This window comes from Streptococcus mitis (assembly GCF_001579045.1).
Lineage (GTDB): Bacteria > Bacillota > Bacilli > Lactobacillales > Streptococcaceae > Streptococcus > Streptococcus mitis_D.
This window is the reverse complement of sequence record NZ_KQ970263.1, coordinates 238886-262189: the sequence shown is the minus strand read 5'-3', so window position 1 is coordinate 262189 and position 23304 is coordinate 238886. Positions and strand designations below refer to the sequence as shown.

The window sequence follows — 23304 nt, the reverse complement described above, 5'->3', positions numbered from 1 at the left end:
GAGTCTGGATAAGGTACCAACAAGTGTCCAAGAAGCCCTGAAGTCTAGTAATTTCACTCCGAAAGGAGCGATTCAAGTATTCGAGGCGGAGAATCCAGAGGAGTTCTACAAGACCTACGTGCAAGCTGGAGAAGTTCTAACCATTACCAATCCAATGACTGTTAAGAAGGAATTGGGTCAAACAGGTGGTAAGTATGAGAATACAGCTTATCAAATTGATTTTGGTATGGCTTATGTAACTGAAACTGTAGTCAATAATGTTCCGAAGATTGAACCTAAGAAAGACGTGGTGATTGACCATTTAAGTAAAGAAAGTTTAGATGGAAAAGAGCTTAAGTTGAATCAAACATTTAATTATAAATTAGTTGGTTCTCTGATACCAAAGAATCGTTCGGAGCAGTTGTTTGAGTATAAGTTCAGCGATGATTATGATGAAACACATGATGAGTATCAAGGTATTTATCAAGTGTTTGCGACTGTAGATTTTGAAACAAGTGATGGCCAAAAATTTAAAGCTGGTGATGAATTAACTAAGTATACTAGTCAGGTAGTAGACAAAGACAAAGGAAAAGTAGATATTAGCTTTGATAATACTTTCTTGAAGTCGATTTTAGAAACATCAGAGTTTCAAGCAGAAGTATATCTACAAATGACACGTATTCAAGCAGGAACAGTAGAAAATACATATCGTCATACGGTTAATGGTGTGGAAGTTGTATCTAATACGGTTGTGACTCATACTCCAGAAGAAGTGAAACCAGAACAACCAAAGAAAGAAGAACCGAAACACGAGGAACCAAAAGAAGAAGTTTCAAAAGTGGAATTACCTAATACTGGTATGAGTAGTTCCAACAATTTAGCTCTTCTTGGAATGGCTATGGGAACAATCGCTTTAGCTTTATCTATGAGAAAAAAGAAGGAAGAATAGGTTAAAAATTTATGAGAAAATGGAAACAGCGTTGTAGCGTAATCTTAGGGCTAACAGTTCTAGGATTTGCGAATTTAGTTGAAGTTGTTACACCGTTTGTAGAAACCACAAAGGTTTATGCACAAGAGAATAGTAACGTAAATGGTAATACTCTAACTTTTACGGCGAAGTCTAGAGAAGAAATCAATCGAACTACAGAGAAGAAGATAAAGCCGATGGATTTATTGGTTGTGTTAGATTTTTCAGTTTCGAATGAAGTTAATTTCACTAAAATGCTTTCAGATTTGAAGTCATTGGTCTCAACAATGTCTGATGAAGATCAAATTTGGTTGTTTAGTTACGATATGAACTATGCAGATTCTTATAAAGCTAAAAAGGATGAAATTGCATTTGGAAAGCCTATGGATAAGACAGTTCTTCTTCGTTTATTAGAAGAAAACCCTTCCATATATTCGTTGAAAGATTCTTTTAAAAAGAATGGCTTTAATGTAAATGCTGATAGTTTTGGAAAGGGTTTTTCGGAAATATATAATGAGTATAACGGAAAAAAGAACTCGTATGTTTCAACAATTCAGTTTACTGATGGATGGGTGGGTTCAGAAACAATAGATATTCAATATGCGACCTGGGCAAAAAATCATGCTAAAACATTCTATACCGTTACCTATAATGCAAATGATAGGAGTCGATCTGTTACATCCATGGAAGCAGCAGGTCATAATAATATTTTTATATCTAATGCATCTAGAACCGAATTAGAGAGACAAAAAGCAATTAATGATCAGTTTGCTAAAACAGCTGTTGAGGAAATCAAAGAAGAGAGAGTTTCTGTGAAACAAAAAGGAACAGTCTCTATTAGCCCTGAAGCAGATTTGACATTAACATCAGCAGAATTAGTTTTTCCTAATGGTCAAAAAACTCCTCTAACTATCACCAATAATACCGTTTCTTGGTCAGGTGATTTGGATAATGGTTCTTATACTGTTAATTATACCTTTACTGGTACACCGTCTGTAGAACGTAGTATTCGCAGTTCTGTAACAGTAGATGGTAAAAAAGTAGATGAAAAAATCAATACTCTTAGACCTGAAAAAATTGCTTTTGAAACCAAATATGAAGAGGATCCATCGCTGGCTGCTGGTCAAGAGAAAGAAAAGCAAGCTGGTAGTGAAGGTTCACAATTGGTTTCTCTAAAAGATGGTAAGGTTATTTCAACTACTATTACAAAACCTAAAGTTGATCGCATTGTTCTTAGAGGAACTAAAGGATCAGACGTTGAGGTGAAAACAGAAGACATCCCTTTTAACACAACTTATACAGAGGATCCTGAGTTAGAAATTGGACAGACCAAAGTTGTAACTGAAGGTGCTGTAGGTCAAAAAGAAATAACAAAGACTTATGTTACTCAATCAGGTAAACGTGTAGGGGAACCAGTTACCACAGAAAAAATCCTTAAAAAAGCCGTGGATAAAGTAATTGCAAAAGGTACAAAAGGGCAAGATGTAGATGTTGCAGAGTCTGATATAGCTTTTAAGACTGTTTATACAGAGGATCCTGAGTTAGAGTTTGGACAAGAAAAAATTGTAACTGAAGGTGTTCTAGGAGTTAAAAGAACTACTAAAACCTATGTAACTCAAAAAGGAGTTCGAACGAAAGATGAACCATCTATAAAAGAGGAAGTCCTTAAAGAAGCTGTTGATAAAGTAGTGGCTAGAGGAAGCAAATCAGCTGTTGCGACTAAGGAACTAGATTACAAAACAAAATATGTTGAAGACAAAGATTCAGAAGCAGGTAAGAAGACAGTTGTTACAAAAGGTAGCAAAGGTCATGAAACAAGCACTGTTACTCATAGCTTTAATTCTGAAACAGGAGAAGTGACCGCCAATGAACCAAAGGTTGAAAAAACTGAATCTGTAGACGAAGTGGTTTCTGTGGGAACAAAGCCTGTTGTCACAACTAAAGATTTGGATTATAAAACAAAATATGTTGAAGACAAAGAGTCAGAAGCAGGTAAGAAGACAGTTGTTACAAAAGGTAGCAAAGGTCATGAAACAACCACGATTACCTATAGTTTTAATTCTGAAACAGGAGAAGTAACCGCAAATGAACCAAAGGTTGAAAAAACTGAACCGATAGACGAAGTTATTTCAGTAGGGACTAAGCCCAAAGTTGAAATTATGGAAACAGAATTTAAAACTGAAAAACGAGAAAATAAAGATTTAAAGAAAGGTGAAGAAAAAATTATTCAAGCCGGTGTCAAAGGTAGAGAAACAATTACGACAACTTATTATCTTAATCCAGATACTGGAGAGGTAAAAGAAAACAAACCGAGTCTTGAAAAAGTAGATCCTGTAAATGAAATTATCGAAGTAGGAACCCAAGCTGAAAAAGTATTACCTAATACGGGAACTAGTTTATCCAATTTCTTGACTTTGACAGGAATGATTGGAATAGTATTAGGAATCTCTGTAATAATCTATAGGAAATTAAATAAAAAGTAGTAAAATATAATGTAAAAACAATATAAAAATATTGTTAAGGTTGTCGATTTATGCTATAATTACGGTAAATCGTGCAGGAGTAGAGTTATGAAATTTGGAAGTGATTTTTCCTGGTTATGGGTGGCTATCATTAGGATTTTTACAGCTCCCTTTTATATCGTTCTTTGGTGTATTAATGTTGTGAAATCAGCTGTCGGTATGTTTTTATTCTGGATTATAGGAAAGATATGTCTGACACTTGTGTTAATTGCGTTGTTAGGTTGTGTACACTATTTTTTTAAAGAATCCAGTGAAAAATTTTTATCAGCTATTCTTGGATGGTACTATCCTAATATTATGGGGTGGTCCACTGAATCATGGATGACTTCTGGTCAAGTGTTTGAAGCTCCCAAAGGGGCAGTTAGTTTTTTCCCATATCCACATATTGAAGCTACCATTATGATAGTACTTACTCTTCTAGTAGCTACTGTTCGGACGATTTATCGTGAAGAATTTGATGAATTATAAAAATAGTATTGTGTTTGGCACTGTAGAAATCTCTGCAGTGCTTTTTATTAAAGAAAAAATGAAATTAAAAGAGGTAAAACAAAATGGAAATCATTACAAAAATTATTACTGGTCTAGGTGTAGTTGGAACAATCACAGGTCTTATCTGGATCTGGAATGGTGCGGTTGATTATATTCAAGGAAGAAAGAATAAAGATAAGCAAAGACAAGATGATGGGTCTGATTCTATGATTAATGGTGCATTCTTGGCTGTTGCTTCTGCAGGGATTGCGGCCGCAGTCGTTGCATCACTGTCTCAGCTAAAATTTTAGGAGTAGCCTATGAATTTAGATATTAGAGAGCTAACTAGTTCTCTTTCTAGTTACAGCTCTGCGACAAACCAAGCTGTAAATATAATGGCTGATGCAGTCAGACCTATTGGGTATATCCTTTTAGGTCTTTTTTTCTGGTTTGAAATGGCATCGTGGTCACAAATGGTCAAGTCGAGAGGGGGAGCATTAACACAGAAGATTTGGTTAGAGGCTTTAATGAAATATTTATTTGCTTTCATTATGATCTCTGCTTCATCCCAAATTTGTGATGCCATTCTGGAATTACTTAATATTATTGTAAAGGTAATTGCTCATGTAACACCTACTGTTAAAACGACCATTGATTCAAACATCTCTGGTGGAAAAGGTTGGTTTGAAAAACAAATTATTGGATTTGTTGGCTTTATTGTTGGTAAAGTTTCTAACATTATTCTAGGGATTATTGTTTTCTTACGTTACTTGGATTTGTATATGCTTAAAGCCCTAGCTCCATTGTTAGTAGCCTTCTTTATGATGGATTCGTTGCGCTCTGTTACGATTAACTTCCTAAAATACTTTGCAGCCTCTGCCCTTATTGGTGTCATCCTAATTATTGTTTCTGTTGTATACGATTCGATTGTTGCAGCAGATATCCTCAAGGTTACGACTGCAGACAATGGTACTTGGGGAACGGCCTTTGCTTCAATTGCCAAGGGGGTTATCTATATCTTTGTAATGGTTGGATCTAGTCGAAAAGCTAAGCAGCTTTTAGGAGTGTAATCTATGTGTAGAAAAATTAGAATTAATCGATGTGATTTTGTATGAGAGGAAACTAATTGAAAAAAATTGGATCAGAATTTTTAAGAGAATTTGAAACAGAGGACAGACCGATTTTATTTGGATTAACAGGTAGAATGATTGTTCTCTACGTATGTTTGCTAATAGCTGTCTCAGGGACAATTGCTATTTACTTCTTTGGTCTACCTGATTGGTACATCTATCTTTGGGACGCTCTATTTGTCGTTCCTGGAGGAATGTACGGTACGGGAATGACCAAGCGAATGCGGATTAAAGAAAAAACCAATTTCTTTTTCCGAATCCAACAACGAACCTATGAGACAGAATTTGGAAAGGTAGGAATGTATACGAAAGATGAGTTTATTCAAAAGCAAAAGAGAAAAACTAGAAAACGCAGAAAAGAAAAGAATTGAGCGCTTGCGTCGTCAGATGAAACCTACGACGCAAAACACGATCAATTACACATATCTACATGAAGATGGATTGATGCACATTGCTCGTGAGAAGTATTCTCGTAGCTTTATGTTGGGAGATGCTTCTTACTCGACAGCTCAACAAGATGAAAAAGAGAGCATCATCGATACAACAATGGATGCTCTTAATTCACTGGATGAGGGTAGTAACTACCAGCTCCTAGTCATTAATCGTCGAGTATCGGATAACTCCTTGCAGAATATCTTATTTGAAGAAACAAACGATGGCTATGATGACTATCGTGAGGAGCTAAATGAGATGATCAAGGAGCGATTTACAACACATGCTAACAACTTCGAGGTACATAAGTATGTGACCATTTCAACGAATGCGGATGACCGAAAGCAGGCTCAGTTGATCCTGCAAGATATTGGAGTTTCCCTAGGGAATCAGTTCCAGGAGGCTGATATTACATTTAGGGATATGAATGGTTTGGATCGCCTAAAAGTCTTTTCTGAGCTACTACGAGGTAATCCATATGTCAATTTTGATTATAAAGAAATTGCTTTGACAGGTTTACCTACTAAATCATTTATTGCGCCAAACAGGATTGAATTTCAAGAAAAACGCATGATTATAGATGATAGTTGGGTCAAGGTACTTTATGCGCACCGCTATCCAAACTGGATGTCTGATCGTCTCATTCGGGATTTAACAACACTAGGATTTGAACTAGCTATTACTATCCATGCAGAACCTTATGAGAATGTTGAAATCTTAGAGAAGATTGACGATGCAGAAACAGATGCTGAAATTGGGAAACTTCGTTCTAAACGCAAGGCGGCTCAATCTGGTATCTTTGATGATGCGGTGGTTGCTGGTCGTGACCAAGAAATCTCAGAAGCTACCAAGAAGTGGCGAGACGAGATTACTGAGTATGATCAGAAAATCTTCTCTGGTTTGATTGCAGTGTATTTTAAGGCAGAGAGTCAAGAGGAACTACAACGTAATGAGCAGAAGATTAAGCGTGCTGGCCGTAAATTAGGGGTAGAGTTTGAAGATCTTTATTATTATCAAGAAGAGGCTTTGAATACGATTCTACCTATCGGTGAGTGCTTTTTGAATGTGAAGAAGAATTTTATGAGAAAGATGACGACAGCTAATATTGCTACGCAAGTTCCTTTTACCAACGTGGACTTAAAGTCTGAAAGCTCACTCGCTCGCTACTATGGTCAAAATCAGTTATCAAACAATATCATTACACTAGATCGAAAACGTGATTTGAACACGGGTTCAGGAGTTGTGTTAGGTTCTTCAGGATCTGGTAAATCTACAACAATAAAGGGTGGAGAAGTTATTCCAACTTTACTGAAATATCCAGAAGACCGAGTTATCATCGTGGATCCCGAAGATGAATATTCTGATATTGGCCGTGCTTTCGGTGCTCAGATGGTGGATATTTCGATTGGTTCTAAAACACATATCAATCTTTTGGATCTACCAGATCTGGATCGTTTGGATGATGAGGATGACGATCCAATAGGGGATAAAGCAAACTTGTTGATGGGATTGTTTGAATCGATTCTGTCAGAGGTGACAGATGCACAGATTGGGATTATTGACCGAGTGACAGGTGTGACTTATGAACGCTATTTAACAGATCATTATACTCCAACTTTAAAAGAGTGGCACCAGGTCTTGAAAGAACAACCTGAACCCGAAGCACAAGACTTAGCTTTAGCGGTAGAAACCTATACAACTGGTTCTCAGGACATTTTTGCTCACAATACCAACGTGGATCTCAATCATCGCTTTGTTATCTTTAATCTGAAGAAGTTGTCTCATAAGTTGAAGCCGTTTGCTTTAATGGTTATTCAGGATTATATCTGGAATCAAATTGTAGAGAATCAAGGGAAATGTACTACATGGGTTTACTTTGATGAGATGCAGATTCTATTTAAAAATAAGGCTCAAGCAGACTTCTTTACTACGTTGTATTCACGGATTCGGAAATATGGTGCGATTCCAACAGGAATCACCCAGAACGTAGAAACGCTAGCTGCTGTTGAAGAAGGTCGGAAATTGCTCTCAAATAGTGAGTTTATGATTTTACTCAAACAAAAACCTCAAGATTTGGCTATCCTAAAAGAGATTGTCAATCTGACTGATAAACAGATTCGCTACTTAGCACGGCCAAAAGCTAAAGGTACTGGCTTAATCGTAGCTGGGCCAGTTGTGGTGCCATTTGAAAATCCAATACCAAAGAATACTAAGTTGTATAACTTAGTCGCAACAGACGCTTAGGAGTCTTACTATGGATCAGGAGAAAGGCAGACCAAAAACAATCGGTCATAGGTTAGATCGAAAGCTAGAAAAAGTTCGTAAGAATTACCGAACGGTTCAACAAGATAGCGCAAAACAACTTACGAAGTTACAATCTCAGACCAACTCTAAACGTCAGTTGGTAAAGAAGAGTCGAAGCCAATTTCGAGCTTCTAAGAACAAGCTCAAGAAAATACAAAAAGAGTATAAGAGAATCCAAAAAGAGTACAAGAATATCCAGAAACAAGGAAGAAATCTTGGAAAAGAAGGAAAGGCACTTCGTCCAGAGGAAATTAAAAAGCAGGTCTTCCTTAAGCAGGAATTAGATAGAAACAATAAAAAGCAGTTCTTCCTTAAGCAGGAATTAGATAGAAACAATAAAAAGCAGTTCTTCCTTAAGCAGGAATTAGATAGGAACAATAAAAAGCAGGTCTTCTTTAAGCAGGAATTAGATAGAAACAATAAAAAACAGACATTCCTTAAGCAGGAATTAGATAAGGCGAAACTGGAGAAAAAAACTTCTAAAAGAACTTTTAAAGTCGCTCAAGAGGCTAATGGTGGTTCACGCAAGAAGAAGTTGCTCCGTGCTACTAAACAGGCTTTAGAACGTTCTGCGAGTCAACAAGCTAGTTCTGCAGCGCATCAGGATGATACACTATCAGATATAGCACGAGCCAAATATCGGTATCAGGATATTCAGATTCAAGGGAAACGAATCAAAACGATTGGGAAATATAGTGGTAAACTTGGTCAAGGAATGGTTAAATCGAGCTATAGCCTTGGAAATAGAGTCTACAATAAGGCTAAGGGTAGAGGCTTCACTCGAACTCCAAGAGAATTTTCTTGGGAAGGAAAACTCTCTCGTCGTATTCAGGATTATAAGAAACGCTTGGCTGCTTCTAAAACAGGGAAAGCGGCTAAGAAAGCGAGGAAGTTTTACCGTGTAGGTTCTAAACCGCTTAAAGTTATTATCAAAAATCCATTTAGCTTAAAGGCTTATCTGATTGCTTTTGGTCTGCTTTTGTTTCTGGCTATACTTGGTATAGGTAGTTCAGGAATTACCCGTCAAGATGAATTTGATTTGAATGATACCTGGTTGTATCTTTCAAAATTGGATCGTGAAAAATCGAATGACAAGGTAGATTATTGGACAAAAATTGACGATCCACTTTTGTACTTGAATTATAAATATGATGATATTTCAGATAAGCTTCGTATAGACGGGAATAAATATTTTTCACAACAGAATCGTGGGAAACTTTACTTAGACACCTTATGGAAGAATTTGAATGGGGATAAAGACAATCTTAAAACGATGGAAGAGCTTTATACTAAAAATAATCTCTATAAGCTTGATAAGGACGAGTTAGAGGAGTATAAAGAACTCTTAGAAATTGCTAGAGATAGCGGAAAATATATGTTGCTTCAAGAACTAGATAATCCATTTTATACAGAAGATCAGCCTGAATCAGAAGCTCCCCTTCAGATTATTGAACGTTTTGGATATAAAACGAAAACGGAAGTTTTTAATGGCTCTGTTTTGCAGGCTTCAGGAGGTCAGTCTCTGTTAGCTGTTTTAGATGGGAAAGTTGAAGTTAAGGGGAGTGACATAGAAATTAGTGATCAGGATTCCAAGTTTCTGTATAAGAACGTAGATACGATTCGCTATAAAACAGGCGATCACGTCAAAGCTGGAGATATTATTGGAAAGGTAGCACCTGAAGGAAATCAAACCGTTTATTATCAAAAGCTAGAACCTGATCGATCAAACAAGAAAGATAAAGATGGGAACATCAAGAAGAGCTGGACTTATGTTAATGTTGGTTTTTACTTCCAGCGTGTAGAATATACCCAAGCAACGTCTGTTGTCAGTAATATTGAAACATCTGGAGATAAAGGAAGACGTGCAAGAGCTTTTGCGGATGCAATCAAAAAAAATATACCAGAAGCAACAGATGAAGGAATCGCAGCCGTTTTGGGAGGATTTGATATTGAGAGTTCCATCACCTTTAAACGCTATGAAACAGACTTTCTAACCAATAATCAGTTTGATAAAGTTGCTAAAGAACCAACTGCAGAAAATCTAGTTGGTAATTGGGGAGCCTTTCAAGCTATGTACCCTACCTTGCCTTTAAATGAAAGAGGTTATCTAGTCAACGGTTTGCACTATATCGGGATTGGGATTGGTCAATTTACTGGCCCTCGTGCTCTTGCGTTGTGGAATTTTGCAAAATCTGTGAATGGAGATATTTGGTCTGCGGAAGTCCAAACAAAATTTCTTCTGGAGGAAGATGATCCAACTAGACGTGCAGCATTCAGAAGAATTGTAACATCTACTGGATCCGTAGAAGCTCTTACGGAGGACTTCTTGAACGCTTGGTTGGGAGTACCAGGTAATAAGCTTCTAGAACGACAAAATGCAGCTCGTCAATGGCTAAATTTCTTAAAAAATAAAGGAGGAGGTTCAACAGGTGTTTCTAGCAAGCAAGTTCCAGCAGAATATAAAGATAAGCTACCTTATGGACTTCCTACGGATAAAGCACTTTTAGAAGGACAAGGCTATTCAGGTAACGCTTATGAATTAGGGAATTGTACCTGGTATGTTTATAATCGCTTTGCTCAAATTGGAGTTGGCATTCATCCCTATCTAGGAAATGCCAATCAGTGGGTTGATAGTGGCCAAGCGCAAGGATATGACATTTCAACGACTCCTAAACCAGGTTCTGCAGCTGTATTCATGAATGGTGTAGCTGGGGCATCGCCAATCTATGGTCACGTTGCTTTTTGTGAGTACGTTAATAGCGATGGTAGTTTCTTGGTTTCAGAAATGAACTTTGGTGGTTTATATGTGTCGAGTTGGCGTACTTTGAAACCACAATCAGGTATCTATTTTGTTACCCCTAAATAAGAAAGGAAAAGAATGTATAATCAAAAGTTAATAAAAATGGTAAAGGGACTCTTTGTGGGATTCATTGCCGTTTTATGTATTATCCTGGGCTATTCTATTGCTCAAGTACAACAGAATTTGAGACAGACTAGTCAAAGACAGGAAGAGGTGAAGCAAGATAAAGAAGAGAAACAGCAGGAACAACTTTCTCTTTCTGAGCAACAGGTTGAAGATTTTTTGATTGCTTACTATACGAAGAAGGATTTAGAAGAGAATCGACCACGCTATAAGCCTTTTATGACAGATTCCATGTATCAGGAAACTATTCAAGAAGAACAGAAACCAGTTAATCAGACCTATAAGGGGTATGTGGTTGACCAAGCTTTTGAATCAGGATCTATATACATTGATAAACAACATAAAATTGCTTTAGCTCAGGTTCAATATACTAGTACCACTCTAACAGAGAAAGATAATAGAGCTTCTAAGGGGCTTACTGGTAGCACTAAGGCTACAATTCGGTTGACCTATGTAGAAAAAGCAGGGAAACTATTGATCAATAAAATAGAGCCTATCGTATTGACTGAAGCGAGAGGGCAAAGTGTAGGAACCTACGCAGATACTAGCAGTTCAAGCTCGACTCCAGTTTCCTCTACATCAACGGCAACACATACATCTTCTGAACCAACAACCGCAACTAGTAGTAATCAATAAGGAGAACGGAATGAATAAAAAAATAGAACAACTTGAAGGTAAGCTTGAGAAAGTGAGGAAAGATAAGAAAAAAGCGCAACGACAAAAAGAAGAAGCAGATCAAAAAATCAAGAATTACATAAATCAAGAAAAAGATTTGGAAGCACAGCTTTTTGTTGCTCTATCAGAAGAAAGTGGCTTATCCTATCAGGAAATGAAGGAACTAATCCTTCCAGCACAATCAAGTAACCAAGGAGTGAACCATGTATAAAATTATCAATCAACTGACTAATCAAGAGGAAACATTTGAGTACCGAGATGACTTGTTATCAAGGCTAGAAATCATCAATGAACGAATGAAGAGTAATAAAATAAATGGAATCTATCGACTTTATTCTCTCAATTCTGAAGGTGAAATCCTACAAGAAGAAAGTCTTGAAATACCTTTTGTTGGCATCATTGATCAGTTGTTGGAAAATTTTGGTATGAGTGCTGGAAAGAAAAAGAAAGGTTTGCTTCATTTTTTAGAAAAACATAAAGAAAAGAACTCTTCACTAGGTACACCAGAACCTCAACCCCAACCAGAACCAGCTCCTGAACTAGAAGATCTAACGGTAAAGAAAGAGGCGAATTTAGCTCGTCAAAGAATTGCTGAGCTAGTTTCTCAGAAACCTCAAGATGAGGTTAGAGAGGAAGTGCCTTTGGAAGATAAAATTACCTATTCTTCTAGTGAATGGACTACGGATTATTTCAGTAGATTAGATGAAAATGAGGAAGAACAAGTAGAACCTTTACAAGATGCAGCTACAGAAGAAGTAGCACCAGTTGTTGCTACATTTAGTCAGCAAGAGAATAAAACGATTCCTGATCAAAAGGCTGAATCTTCCTTCTCTCTTTCTCATGCGACTACAGTAAATGTGCCTTCAGAGGTTATTGATAGCTTTGAGGCTCAGACGGTTACTTATAAGCAATCTATTAAAAATAAAATCAAATCCAACGAAGATTTTATCAATGAAGCCAATGAGGAAATTGATCAGTGCCAAAATAGGATCGATGAGTTGAAACAACAGATTTTTGCGAAAGATTCTCAAGCTACTCAATTGAAAGATCTTTATTTCAAAATTGAAGAGGTGAGCTAAAATGGAACAAGAACAAGTGGTAGCCCAATTAGGACGGGCAACTCTTGTGACAGGAGAAGTAATCTTAAAAGGACTCTTCTTGGTGAGCTCTAAAGCAGTTGAAATTTATCAAGCCAGAGGGAAGAATGTAGTCTTTACTGGTGATACAGACTGGAATAAATTCATGGCAACAGCAGATGCTAAAGAAGTCCAGCAATTACTACATAATGAAGTCAATCTCGAGGCAGTTCGAAAAGAACTGGGCCAATACGGGATTGGCTTTTCTTTTTATACACACCCTGACGGTAAGACAACTCTTGCTTTCAATGCAAAAGATAAAGGAGTTGTCGAACAAGCCTTTAAGGATGTCTTAGAAGGCATCACAAGAGATCCTAAAGGATTCAATGAGCGAAACCTAAAAAATAGGAAAACGACTTCTTTTGAGGAGAAATTGCAACATTTCAAAGCAGTTGAACAAGAGAAAATTAACTCGCTTCAGGTAAACATTCATACGAAGGAGTTTGTTCTTCCAGAAAATATCGAACCACAGATTGGAGGAAAAATGAAGTGATTACAGAAAAGAAGAAACGGAGACTTAGACCGTATTTGTTGTTAGGAATTGGTCTATTCTACCTCTTTCATTGGTTCTTTAAACTATGGCTGTTAGCACCAGAAACCGATTCAGTAACAGATGTATTTGGACTTGGAAAGCTTAATTGGATGAGCGACCATCTAAGCGATAAATCTTGGTTTGATTTTCAATTTACTCCAGTTTCTTTATTAATTGGTATGGGCGGATTTTTGATTGCTTTTTTGCTGTATTTGAGAGTATCGGATACAGGTACGTACAGGTATGGGGAGGAACATGGATCAGCTCGTTTTGCGACAAGAGAAGAGTTGATGAGATTCCGAGACGAAGAACCTGAAAAGAATATGATTTTTACCCAGAACAGTCAGATGGGACTATTTAATAACCGCTTGAGCTTTGAAAATCAGATTAATAAAAATATTCTGGTGTATGGAGGTACAGGGGATTCAAAGACACGTAGTGCTGTAAAACCAAATATATTACAAGCTAACTCTAGTTTTGTAACTACAGATACTAAAGGGATTTTGATTCATGAAACAGGGAAATCACTTGTAGAAAAAGGCTATAAGATGAAGATTTTTGATTTAATCACTTTCTTGAATTCAGATGGCTTCAATGTTTTTAGATATATTCATAATGAAATGGATATAGACCGAGTGGCAGAGGCTATTACAGAGTCTCTCAACAGAAATGGTCATGAGGGAGATCCTTTTTGGCCAGCAGCCAATAAACTCCTGATGCGTTCTCTAATTGGCTATCTTTATTTTGATGGTAAGCTCGATCACTATCTGCCTAATTTAGGGCAGGTTACAGATATGATTCGAGAACTGAGACGGAATCATCCAGAAGCGGAGAGTCCTGTTGAATTGATGTTTGAAGATCTGGAAAGAAGGAGCCCAGGGAATTATGCTAGTAGGCAGTGGGATCTATTCAATAAAAACTTTGATGGCCAAACACGGGCTTCTGTTTATGCTATCTTTGCGACAACCTTTTCAGTATTTGATCATGAGCAACTAAGAAAGATTATTGAAAAGGATACACTCGAAATTGAAAAATGGAATATTGAGAAAACAGCAGTTTTTATTCATATTCCAGAAGTGGATCCAGCTTATCAGTTCTTATCTGCCCTTCTTTTTAGTACCATTTTTGATGTGCTAATAAAAACTGCAGATGCAGTTATTTTAGGCGAGCATCCAACAAAGACTAAGGAAGACCTATTACATCTACAGGTGTGGGCGGATGAGTTTGGTCAGATTGGGAAGATTCCTAATTTACCACCAATTATCTCAGTTATTCGTTCTCGAGAGATTTCTATCAAGATGATGGTACAATCTCAAAGTCAGATTGAAGTGCTGTATGGTAAAGAAAATACGAAGACGATTATCAATAACTGTGGTGCTATTCTTTATTTAGGTTCCAATGACTTAGACACGCTTAAGTACCTATCTGAGCGATCAGGTAAGCAAACTTTGAATGATCAGAATTATAGTGAGAGCAGAGGAAGAAATGCCAGCAGTTCTAAGCAGAACTCTAAAATTGGTCGAGAACTGTTGACACCGCATGAGGTGGCCACGATTGGAACAACAGAAGCCCTACTCTTCCTATCCAAACAAAATGTCTTTCGAGATCAAAAATTTAACCTGGATACGCATCCAAGAGCCAATCTCCTAAGCAATGGCCCAAACGATGACAATTGGTATCGATACAAGCGCTATCTGAGTGATATTGATGAGTGGAAAGACCAGGTTGGGGAAGAAAATGTTATTCATATTGAGATTAAGGAAGTTGAGGAAGTTCCTCTCAAAGTAAGTTAGGAAAGAAAGGAAATGAAATAGAATGAATACACTACCACAAAAACAATTTAAACGAATGAAGCGTGAAGTTGAGGAAGAAACTGCTCGAGGGATTGGTTATTTTGAGGGGATTTTAGAACATATCCCTTCTTACCCCCTATCTGAAGCAGTAAAAGAGTTGGCTTTATCTGGATGGATTACTCCTCATACAGATGTCATCGATGTCCAGAATATGATTGTTACAGAATCTATAAAATGGATGAATTACCAGGACTTCAAAGAAGTTGCTCCCTACTTGTTTTCTTACCCTCGAGAGCAACGTGAGAAAGATGTATTGGTTCAACCAGTAAAAATCTCCAGAGAGTACTTTGAGGAATTAAAGGCCAATGCAGAAGAATTATTTCACTTGAAGCAAGACTTGCTTCAGGTCAATCATCAATTAGATGCTAGGATTCGGGAATTGGAGATGGATCAGCTACCCAATGGCGATCAGGTCATTGGAGTTGATCCGGAAGCTGAGGAGGTATTGTTACTACGAACTCCAGAAAATGCTCAGGTTGAGGAGTGGGAGGTTAGTAAAGATGGCTTGATTACTGATTATCGTTCCAATCTTTCAGAATATGCTCAAATTGTAGATACTTTGCTTGAAATGGAGAATCCAGAGATCGATACCATTCTTTACGAAGAAGTAATCAACTATTCTAAGAAAACTTGGCCAGATTCAGAACCGATTCAACTTCCAGAAAATATCAAGGAACTATTGAATCAAGAGGGCAAGCTTGACCCCTCATATTATCAAATAGCCCAGTTTGAAACAGTAAAACAAGCCTATATCTATGGAATGATTTCAGCTAGTTTTCAGGAACATTTCCCTCATTATTCAGACTTTGTTAGGAACTATGTAGAAGATAGGGAACAATATGAGTTTTTCAACTATCGTACAGAAGCCGTTTCATTAGCTCAGGAAATTCTAGTACCACGTTTAGGAGATATTAACCAGATTTTAGACACTAATAATCAGGAGTTAATCATTCAAGAGGTCGTTGGTTATTCTCAAGGAGAAAGCTGGGAACTAGCTTATTTACGGGATACAAAGACGGAAGATAGAGAATCCGTTCGATTCTATCTTGAAAGTGAGATTGGAGCTTGGTATAAGGGAAGTTTGACAGAGTTGGCTGTTATCCGCTTTGATGATATTGATTTAGATAAAGGATTTAATGGTCATCAGGAAGCGGTCTATCATATAGATGAGAACTTGTTAGTTCATGATAAGCTAAAACAAGCTCAGCTTCATATTCCTGATTTAAAACGTTTTGTAGAAGCGGAAGAACTTGAGAAAGAACAGACACAAGATATAGTAGCAGAAAAAGAAGAGCCAGAATTTTCATTGTAGGGGGATAACAAATGGTGTTAAGCAAAGAAGAAGCCAAAAGATTATCTATTATTTCTGTTGCAGAGCAACTAGGTATGGAGTTAAAGCGTACGGGTAGCTATAGCTATAACTGGGTAGAACATGATTCCTTTGTAATAGATACAAAGAAAAATGAATTTTACTGGAACTCAAGAACTGAATTTGGAGATGTTATTCAGTTAGTTCAAACCATACGAGGTGTTTCTTACAAGGAGGCGATGAATTTTTTAGAAACTGGAGAATTTAAGGCAGTAGATGTAGAAGCTCAGACGGCCTCAAAAGAGCCTTTTAGTTATCACTTGGAAAGATATGAGCGTCAGGATTTCAGCGCCTCTAGACGCTATTTGAAGGCACAGAGAGGCCTTTCAGATGATACGATTAACTTCTTTATTAGCCAAGGCAGTATAGCGGAAGCAATCCGAAAAAAAGGAGACTATTTTGAGCCTGTGATTGTCTTTAAATATAAAGACAACACAGGCTTTTTAGCTGGAGCGAGTCTTCAGGGAATAGTAGAGAATCGAGAGCACTATCCTGAACGTGGGCGTTTAAAACAAATTATGAGAAATTCAGACGGACAACTAGGTTTTTCAATTGATATTGGGAATCCTAAACGTTTAGTATTTGCGGAAGCTCCAATCGATCTAATGAGCTACTATGAGCTTCATAAAGATAGGCTTCAGGATGTCCGCTTAGTAGCTATGGATGGAGTAAAAGAAGGAATCATTAGTAGACGGTTTATGGAATTGTATGCAGAGATAAATGATAAATCCTATCAAGTTAATCAGAATACTGGGAAAGCTCTAGAAGTAGTCGCTAGAACAACGAACTATTTTAAAGATGGTCAGAATCAAGATATGATTACCTTGGCTGTAGATAATGATATGGCTGGCTATAAATTTATAACTAGTCTGCAGGAAAAGGGGATTCCAGTACAGATTGCGATTCCGCCTATCGTTCAGAGATACCAGGAGAAGGAAGATTGGAATGACTTTCTGAAGGGAGGGAATAACACTCCTAAAGAGTTAGCACATGTTTATACAGTAGATGAAAAGTCTTGGTATTACCAGGGCTTTTTTGAGAAAAAACTAGCTCTTGGAAAAGCGCAAGAGCTAACTACACAGGATGTAAAAGCCTTTGTGTCAGATGTCCAGCTGACAAAGGAGGAAGTCCGTCAAAAATATCAAACAATCATTAATCAAGAAAGAGGGAGAAAAGATAGTATGTCGAAATTGCATGAGAATAGCAGTGAACATGAAGAAGATTTAGTAAATAAGTTACTGTCCAAACAAAAAAAGCAAGATGAAGTAGTACTAGAAGATGATCAAAGTTCTGTATTGAACGTAGATACTAGTCATTTATCTCCAGAAGATGCGGAATGGCTGAAGCAGAACTGGCATAATATTAGCTTCTCGGTAGAACCTAAAAAACAGATGGTCATTGATGCAGATAAAACAGTGACCTACGAAAAACCTTCCGATCCTGTTGGAGATACTTATAAAGCGCAGGAAGAAAATCAGAGTAAAGAAAAAGCTCCTGAAAGTTCTCAGGAGCAAATGAATGACAGGACCAGTGGTGGCACGGGTTCTTTACAGCCTAAAGCTGAAGGCAGTACCTTACCTGTACTTGAAACAAGTACCTTTGAGCAAACTGTTACCAGTCACCCGACATCATCCTATCCTTACTTACAGTTTAGCACAAATTATGATAAAGTGCAACGGAGAATAGCGAATTATCATCCGATTACACCAGCGGATTTAAGACGATTAAATCAATATGCGCCGTCTATACAAAGTACAGCGTTCTGGTATTTAAATGAAGTAGCTAACAGTAAGATTAGCTTTATTTATGCGGATCATGGAGAGGAAAATGTGCTTCAGGTGACTTTTCAAAAGGATAACTTTATCCATCTTTCAGGGATTAGACCTTATGAAGAGGGAAAGGGAGCGGAAAATTTCCTAGATGATATTGCAAATGGTCAGGGGCATTTTGACGGTATATTGGTTAGTAATTCAATTAAGGATAAATTGCAGGTTCTTCCCATGTTGCGAGATATTTTAGATCCACAATCTTTTGTTTTAGATGATTTGAGTAGTGTTGAAAAGCTACACAATCTCAATATGAGTGAAGCTATTAAAGCAAAAGATGAAGATTTCTTACTACTGTTTAAAGATATTGGGAACGAAAAAATTCCAGCCTCTCTTATGAAACTCAAGGGAGAGCTTGCAACTAATGTTAAATCGTTGGATGAAAAGATTATCCTCGGTGTTTACAGAGAAAGAGATGGACACATTGAGCAACTCTCAATTAATGAGGAATATGTTCAAGATGGTGGCGAGAAAATGTTATCTGTCTTAAAAAATAAGCAGTATGAAGAACTCTCAAAAGAAAAGACGACCTACAATGTCCGACTTCAATGGGCAGAAAAGCATAAAGATGGGCCAATTTTACCTTTTAGCGAAATAGGGCTGGTTGATTATCAGTCTTTTGCAACAGAGCTATATAAGCAGAATAATATCTATTACGATAAACATCATGCGAGTGTAAGTAATCGAATGAACCAGGTAGAAGGTGCTTCCTATACCCCTTTTACAAAGGTTCAATTTGCCTTGTACAGCCCTGATGGTGAACTGATTCAGGATGGCATTCGTTACGATATTGGGGATGAGATTAACCCAATCGCTCACAAAGAAAGACTTGGTACACGAGAAATGCGAGAGCATCCAGAGTTGATGAAGATAGATGGGGCATTATTCAATCAGTATCATCTGGAGAGATTGGCGAGTGAGTTAGATATTTCTCAGTTCAGTTACGCTTTGGAAGATGCTCTTTATGCAGATCAACTTCTATCCCAACTCCCGTTTGGAGATTTGGAAAATAGTCCAATTGGATTTACAGATAGTAGTCATGATAGTCGTCTAGGATTTATTTCTTTTGATGGAATGGATAGTGTTGAGGTCGAAAATCTATCTGCTTGGTTTGAGAAGTTGGGAGTTAAGGATTCTCCAATGGAACAAGTAGTTCTTGTAGAAAAATGGCAAAAAGAAGTGAATGATTTATCAGAAAAAGTTGAACAAACTATTGCCAATGTTCGAGAAGAACTTGAAAAATTACAAGTCAAAGATTCGCAAAATACACCAGATAATCCATACGAAAAAATTTATCAGTATAACCGAAAAGATGAGAGGGATCGTGATTTGGATGGTGATGGTATTTCCAATTCTGATGAGATGTTGCAAGGAACAGATCCATACAACGGTGCTTCTAACCTTCATAAAAAACAGGAAGATAGAGAAAGAAGGACAGATGTTGAAGCGGAAACTGGAGCTATTATAACCGATGCAATTGCTGCTAAAAGTTCAGAACAAACCATTTCCCAGTTAGTCGCAAATAAAGATACAAAAGCTTTAGCTAAACACTTGAAAGAGGGAATGAAGAACTATTTAGATTCAGAACAGTTTAAATCGTTCTTGGATACGATGAGTAAGTTTCACAACTACTCACTCAACAATATTCATTTGTTGAAGATGCAAAATCCTAATGTTTCCCAAGTTGCTAGTTTCAATAAATGGAAAACAGATTTTGACAGAACAGTTAAAAAGGGTTCAAAAGCTCTGAAAATCTGGGTTCCGTATCAAGTGAAAACTAAGATTTCTGCTAATCAAAATGAGTTGAGTTTTTCTCCATCTGAGAATGAAATGGAAGAGAAGGAAGTCACAGTTACTCGATTCAAGTTAGGGAATGTCTTTGATGTATCTCAAACAGAAGGAAAAGAATTGCCAAAAGCAATTAATGAATTGACTGGAGATGTTAAAGATTATGAAGATTTGTACCGAGCAGCCAAAGCTGTTTCAATGGATAATCAGGTTCCTATCAGTTTTGAAGAAATTAAAAGAGAGAGTACAAATGGTTATTATTCTCCAAATGAAAATCGAATTGTTATTTCAAAAGGCTTAAAGGGTCAAGAACAGATTTTAAAAACCATTTTTCATGAAATGGCTCATGCAGATTTACATAGAGGAACCAATGCCCAATATGGGGACGACCAATATCGTAAGCAAGAATTACAAGCTGAAAGTGTCGCTTATGTCGTAGCTAATCATTTTGGTTTTGATACGAGTAGCTACAGTTTTGGATATTTGGCTATTTGGGCAAAAGATAAAAATGGTTTTGAAGATATGGTAGAACAACTGCAGGTTGTTCAGAAGGAAGCAAAAAGTTTGATTGATCGGATGGATGCTAAGTTAGAATTAGTGAAAAATAAAACTGTGACGAAAGATAAGTTTGCTGATAAACTCCAACAGGCAAAAGAAAAATCTGAGCAGTTGGGGAATCAAAAGGCGGAGGCTGTAAAGCAGGTGGAAGAAAAAAAGTCCCTGAGCAGCCCTCAATAATGGAGGCATTAGTCCGTAGGAAGAAAAACAAAAAAGGAGAAACAGAAGATGATTGAACATCTAAAACAAGAAACTTTTAATCTTTTAATGGAGATATTTTTTATAGATGAAACTACAGATTCGCCAAAAGTGAATGAAGTCAACCAGCACATTTCACGTAAAGAATGCCTCTATATTCTTCGTAGAGATATGCGAGTAAAAACAAACTATGAGTTAGAAGAAGTAGAAATGTATCCCGTTGCACTTAAAGAAATTGAGGGAATGAGTGATGAACGATTTGAGCAACTAAAAGACGAAATTCTTAAAACGGAGATGGTTGATACAATGGAATTTCTACTGGAAGACTTAAAAGTTTAGTCAAACTTTTCCCTCGTGATAGAACAAGATTCCTGCTTGCAGGGATTAGGGGATTGGGGATTTCCCCAAAGATTTAAAAAGTCAAGAATGGTCAGGTATGCACGCTGACCATCTTTGACCTTTTTAAAAACAGCATTTGGGTACCCAAGTGCTAATCTTGCCAGAAGAAAAGGGGGCTGAGCCCCTCAAGCAAAATTGCCAGAATAGAGGTGAAAATTTTTTGAAAAATAAAGAAAAAAGAAAACGAATGATTCAGAAAAAAATTCGTTTAACGGAAGAAGAGGCACGGTTCATTTCAACAAAGGTTGCAGAATCTGGAATGACAAATTTTAATGCCTTTGCCCGAATTATGTTGATTATGGGTGAGGTCAAAATCTTAAATTTTGAAGAATTGAGAGAACTACGTAAGGAAATAAATCGGATAGGGGTCAATATAAATCAGGTCGCAAAAAAGGTAAACGAAGATGAACAGGCTAGTCTAAATGAATTGAGTCTGATTCTTGAATTGCAGAAACATTTGAAAGATACAGTCAGTCAATTTATCCAAAAACAGGAAAATCAAACAAAGGAACAAGAGCGATGGTTGTAACAAAGGTTCTTCAGATTAAGGGTGTAGCTTCTTTAGGACGGTCTACAAAATATATTGAGGATGAAGCAAAGACGGTCGAGCTGACTGATACAAAAAGTTTAAATAATGCTTTACGCTATATTGAGAATCCATCTAAAACAAGTTTTTTAGAACAAGATGAACAGCTGGAATTTCCAGCAGTGGTCAAAGATGGCCGAGTAGTCAAGCAACTTGTATCTACTTATGGAATTACAGACGCTAGTACAGCTACAGAAGAATTTCTTTTGACCAAAAAGAATGCGGCTCAACGAGCAGGAACAAAAGAGCTATCGGATATTCAAAATCCGAATCGAGTGTTGGCTCATCATATCATCCAATCATTTTCTCCTGAAGATGATTTGACTCCACAAGAAATTCATGAGATTGGTCGAAAAACGATTTTAGAATTAACTGGCGGACAACATGAATTTGTCATAGCGACTCACATGGATAAGGGACACATTCATAATCACATTATCTTCAATTCAACTAACTCTGTTACCTTAAAAAAATTTCGTTGGCAGAAAAATACTGCTAGAAGCTTATTCAATATTTCAAACAAGTATGCGGATTTAGCTGGAGCTAAAATTCTTAAAGAGCGATTATGGACTAATCGAAAAACCTATCATGCCTATCGACAAAAAAACTCTTTTCGCTATGAGATTAAATCTCGTTTAGATTTCCTTTTAAAACATTCAAGCTCCTTAGAAGATTTTAAATCTAAGGCCAAAGCTTTAGATCTTGTTGTTGATACTTCAGGGAAGGAAATAAAATATCGTCTGACCGATCGAGATCAAACCAGAAATGTTAGGGATCGCACTTTGTCAAAAAAAGGAAATTATTCTTTAGAGAAAATTTCTGAGAAAGTGGTTGCTAACGAGGTAACCTTATCTGTTGATGAAATAAAATCTGAATATGAAAAGATGGTGGCAGAACGAGAAGATGATTTTGAAATGAGAATCACAGTTGAAGAATGGCAGGTGATGGAAGAAACGAAAAATGGAATCTATCTTGAAATGGAATTTGGGATTAGAAATAAGGGAACTATTCTGATTCCAGCTCATCAGATTGAAAAAGCAGAAGATGGCTCTTATGAAATTTTTATCAGAAAAAATGACTTCTACTATTTTGTTAATCCTGAACACGCTGATAAGAATCGGTATATGAAGGGAGAAACAGTCGCTTCCCAGTTGTCGTATGATAATGGAGAAATGATTATCCGAAAAAATCCTAAAATCTCAACTTTGGATCAGCTTGTTCGTGAATATAACTATCTATCCGCTCATGGAGTGACAGAAGGACAGCAATTTGATGAATTGTTAAATCGTTTTGAAGAAGAACTAGAAGAAGTAGATAACTTACTTGATAAATTAGATCAACGCTTGGGTGAGCTTAATAAAATTCAGTCTGCATTTCTTGCATTGGAATCAAGAGATCCTCAGGAAGTGAAACTAGCTATTGCTATTATGAAAGACTTGAGAGTAGATCCTAGCACTCGAAAATCTGAAATCGATAAACTTGTTAAGGAGGTGACTTTTGAGCGCCAAGCTTTATATCAACGAGTAGAAACAATTACAAAAGATTATAAGTTACATCAAGACATTGAGAAAAATGTGGAACAGCGAAAGGAAAGAGAAACTTTTTTGTGAAATAATTATAAATATAAACATACACATATTTACAAATATAATTATAATG

The 23304-nt window shown here is 36.9% G+C and carries 18 protein-coding genes; all 18 read left to right on the top strand.

Annotated features, from left to right (window positions below):
• Nucleotides 1-928, top strand: a 928-nt coding sequence (locus SMIDD28_RS07405) for an LPXTG cell wall anchor domain-containing protein (protein WP_155719326.1), incomplete at its 5' end; no start/stop codon positions are given.
• 11 nt (nt 929-939) lie between these two features.
• The gene (locus tag SMIDD28_RS07400) at nt 940-3429 is read left to right on the top strand and encodes a G5 domain-containing protein (RefSeq protein WP_061425459.1); all 2490 of its coding nucleotides are present in this window, start codon (nt 940-942) and stop codon (nt 3427-3429) included.
• Between the two features lie 87 nt (nt 3430-3516).
• The gene (locus tag SMIDD28_RS07395) at nt 3517-3936 is read left to right on the top strand and encodes a hypothetical protein (protein WP_061425458.1); all 420 of its coding nucleotides are present in this window, start codon (nt 3517-3519) and stop codon (nt 3934-3936) included.
• 83 nt (nt 3937-4019) lie between these two features.
• A complete protein-coding gene (locus SMIDD28_RS07390) occupies nt 4020-4247 on the top strand; it encodes a hypothetical protein (protein WP_000402890.1) in 228 nt (75 codons plus the stop codon).
• Between the two features lie 9 nt (nt 4248-4256).
• Entirely contained in the window at nt 4257-5006 is a 750-nt protein-coding gene (locus tag SMIDD28_RS07385; RefSeq protein ID WP_061425457.1) for a TrbL/VirB6 family protein, read from the top strand.
• Between the two features lie 56 nt (nt 5007-5062).
• Nucleotides 5063-5437: a hypothetical protein gene (locus tag SMIDD28_RS07380; RefSeq protein ID WP_061425456.1), complete on the top strand. Its 375-nt coding sequence runs from the start codon at nt 5063-5065 to the stop codon at nt 5435-5437.
• Complete coding sequence (locus SMIDD28_RS07375) at nt 5379-7742, top strand: VirB4-like conjugal transfer ATPase, CD1110 family (RefSeq protein ID WP_061425455.1); 2364 nt, start codon at nt 5379-5381, stop codon at nt 7740-7742. Before SMIDD28_RS07380 ends, SMIDD28_RS07375 begins: the two co-directional genes overlap by 59 nt.
• Before the next feature lie 10 nt (nt 7743-7752).
• Complete coding sequence (locus SMIDD28_RS07370; RefSeq protein WP_061425454.1) at nt 7753-10668, top strand: phage tail tip lysozyme; 2916 nt, start codon at nt 7753-7755, stop codon at nt 10666-10668.
• Nucleotides 10669-10680: 12 nt separating this feature from the next.
• Complete coding sequence (locus SMIDD28_RS07365; RefSeq protein WP_061425453.1) at nt 10681-11361, top strand: selenoprotein S family protein; 681 nt, start codon at nt 10681-10683, stop codon at nt 11359-11361.
• Between the two features lie 10 nt (nt 11362-11371).
• Entirely contained in the window at nt 11372-11611 is a 240-nt protein-coding gene (locus SMIDD28_RS07360; RefSeq protein WP_050112694.1) for a hypothetical protein, read from the top strand.
• Nucleotides 11604-12479 (top strand): hypothetical protein, encoded by an 876-nt coding sequence (locus tag SMIDD28_RS07355; protein ID WP_050112693.1) that lies wholly within the window; start codon nt 11604-11606, stop codon nt 12477-12479. The genes SMIDD28_RS07360 and SMIDD28_RS07355 overlap by 8 nt, the downstream gene beginning before the upstream one ends.
• Before the next feature lies 1 nt (nt 12480).
• Entirely contained in the window at nt 12481-13029 is a 549-nt protein-coding gene (locus tag SMIDD28_RS07350; protein ID WP_061425452.1) for a DUF3801 domain-containing protein, read from the top strand.
• Complete coding sequence (locus SMIDD28_RS07345) at nt 13026-14861, top strand: VirD4-like conjugal transfer protein, CD1115 family (RefSeq protein ID WP_061425451.1); 1836 nt, start codon at nt 13026-13028, stop codon at nt 14859-14861. Before SMIDD28_RS07350 ends, SMIDD28_RS07345 begins: the two co-directional genes overlap by 4 nt.
• Nucleotides 14862-14883: 22 nt before the next feature.
• Entirely contained in the window at nt 14884-16233 is a 1350-nt protein-coding gene (locus SMIDD28_RS07340) for a hypothetical protein (protein WP_050087294.1), read from the top strand.
• A gap of 11 nt (nt 16234-16244) precedes the next feature.
• Nucleotides 16245-20642: a PBECR4 domain-containing protein gene (locus tag SMIDD28_RS07335; RefSeq protein ID WP_061425450.1), complete on the top strand. Its 4398-nt coding sequence runs from the start codon at nt 16245-16247 to the stop codon at nt 20640-20642.
• Between the two features lie 48 nt (nt 20643-20690).
• A complete protein-coding gene (locus tag SMIDD28_RS07330) occupies nt 20691-20999 on the top strand; it encodes a hypothetical protein (protein ID WP_061425449.1) in 309 nt (102 codons plus the stop codon).
• Between the two features lie 247 nt (nt 21000-21246).
• On the top strand, nt 21247-21588 hold the full coding sequence (locus SMIDD28_RS07325) for a plasmid mobilization protein (RefSeq protein ID WP_416069023.1): 342 nt from the start codon (nt 21247-21249) through the stop codon (nt 21586-21588).
• Nucleotides 21579-23255: a helical hairpin domain-containing protein gene (locus SMIDD28_RS07320; protein WP_061425448.1), complete on the top strand. Its 1677-nt coding sequence runs from the start codon at nt 21579-21581 to the stop codon at nt 23253-23255. The genes SMIDD28_RS07325 and SMIDD28_RS07320 overlap by 10 nt, the downstream gene beginning before the upstream one ends.
• Nucleotides 23256-23304 lie beyond the last annotated feature (49 nt).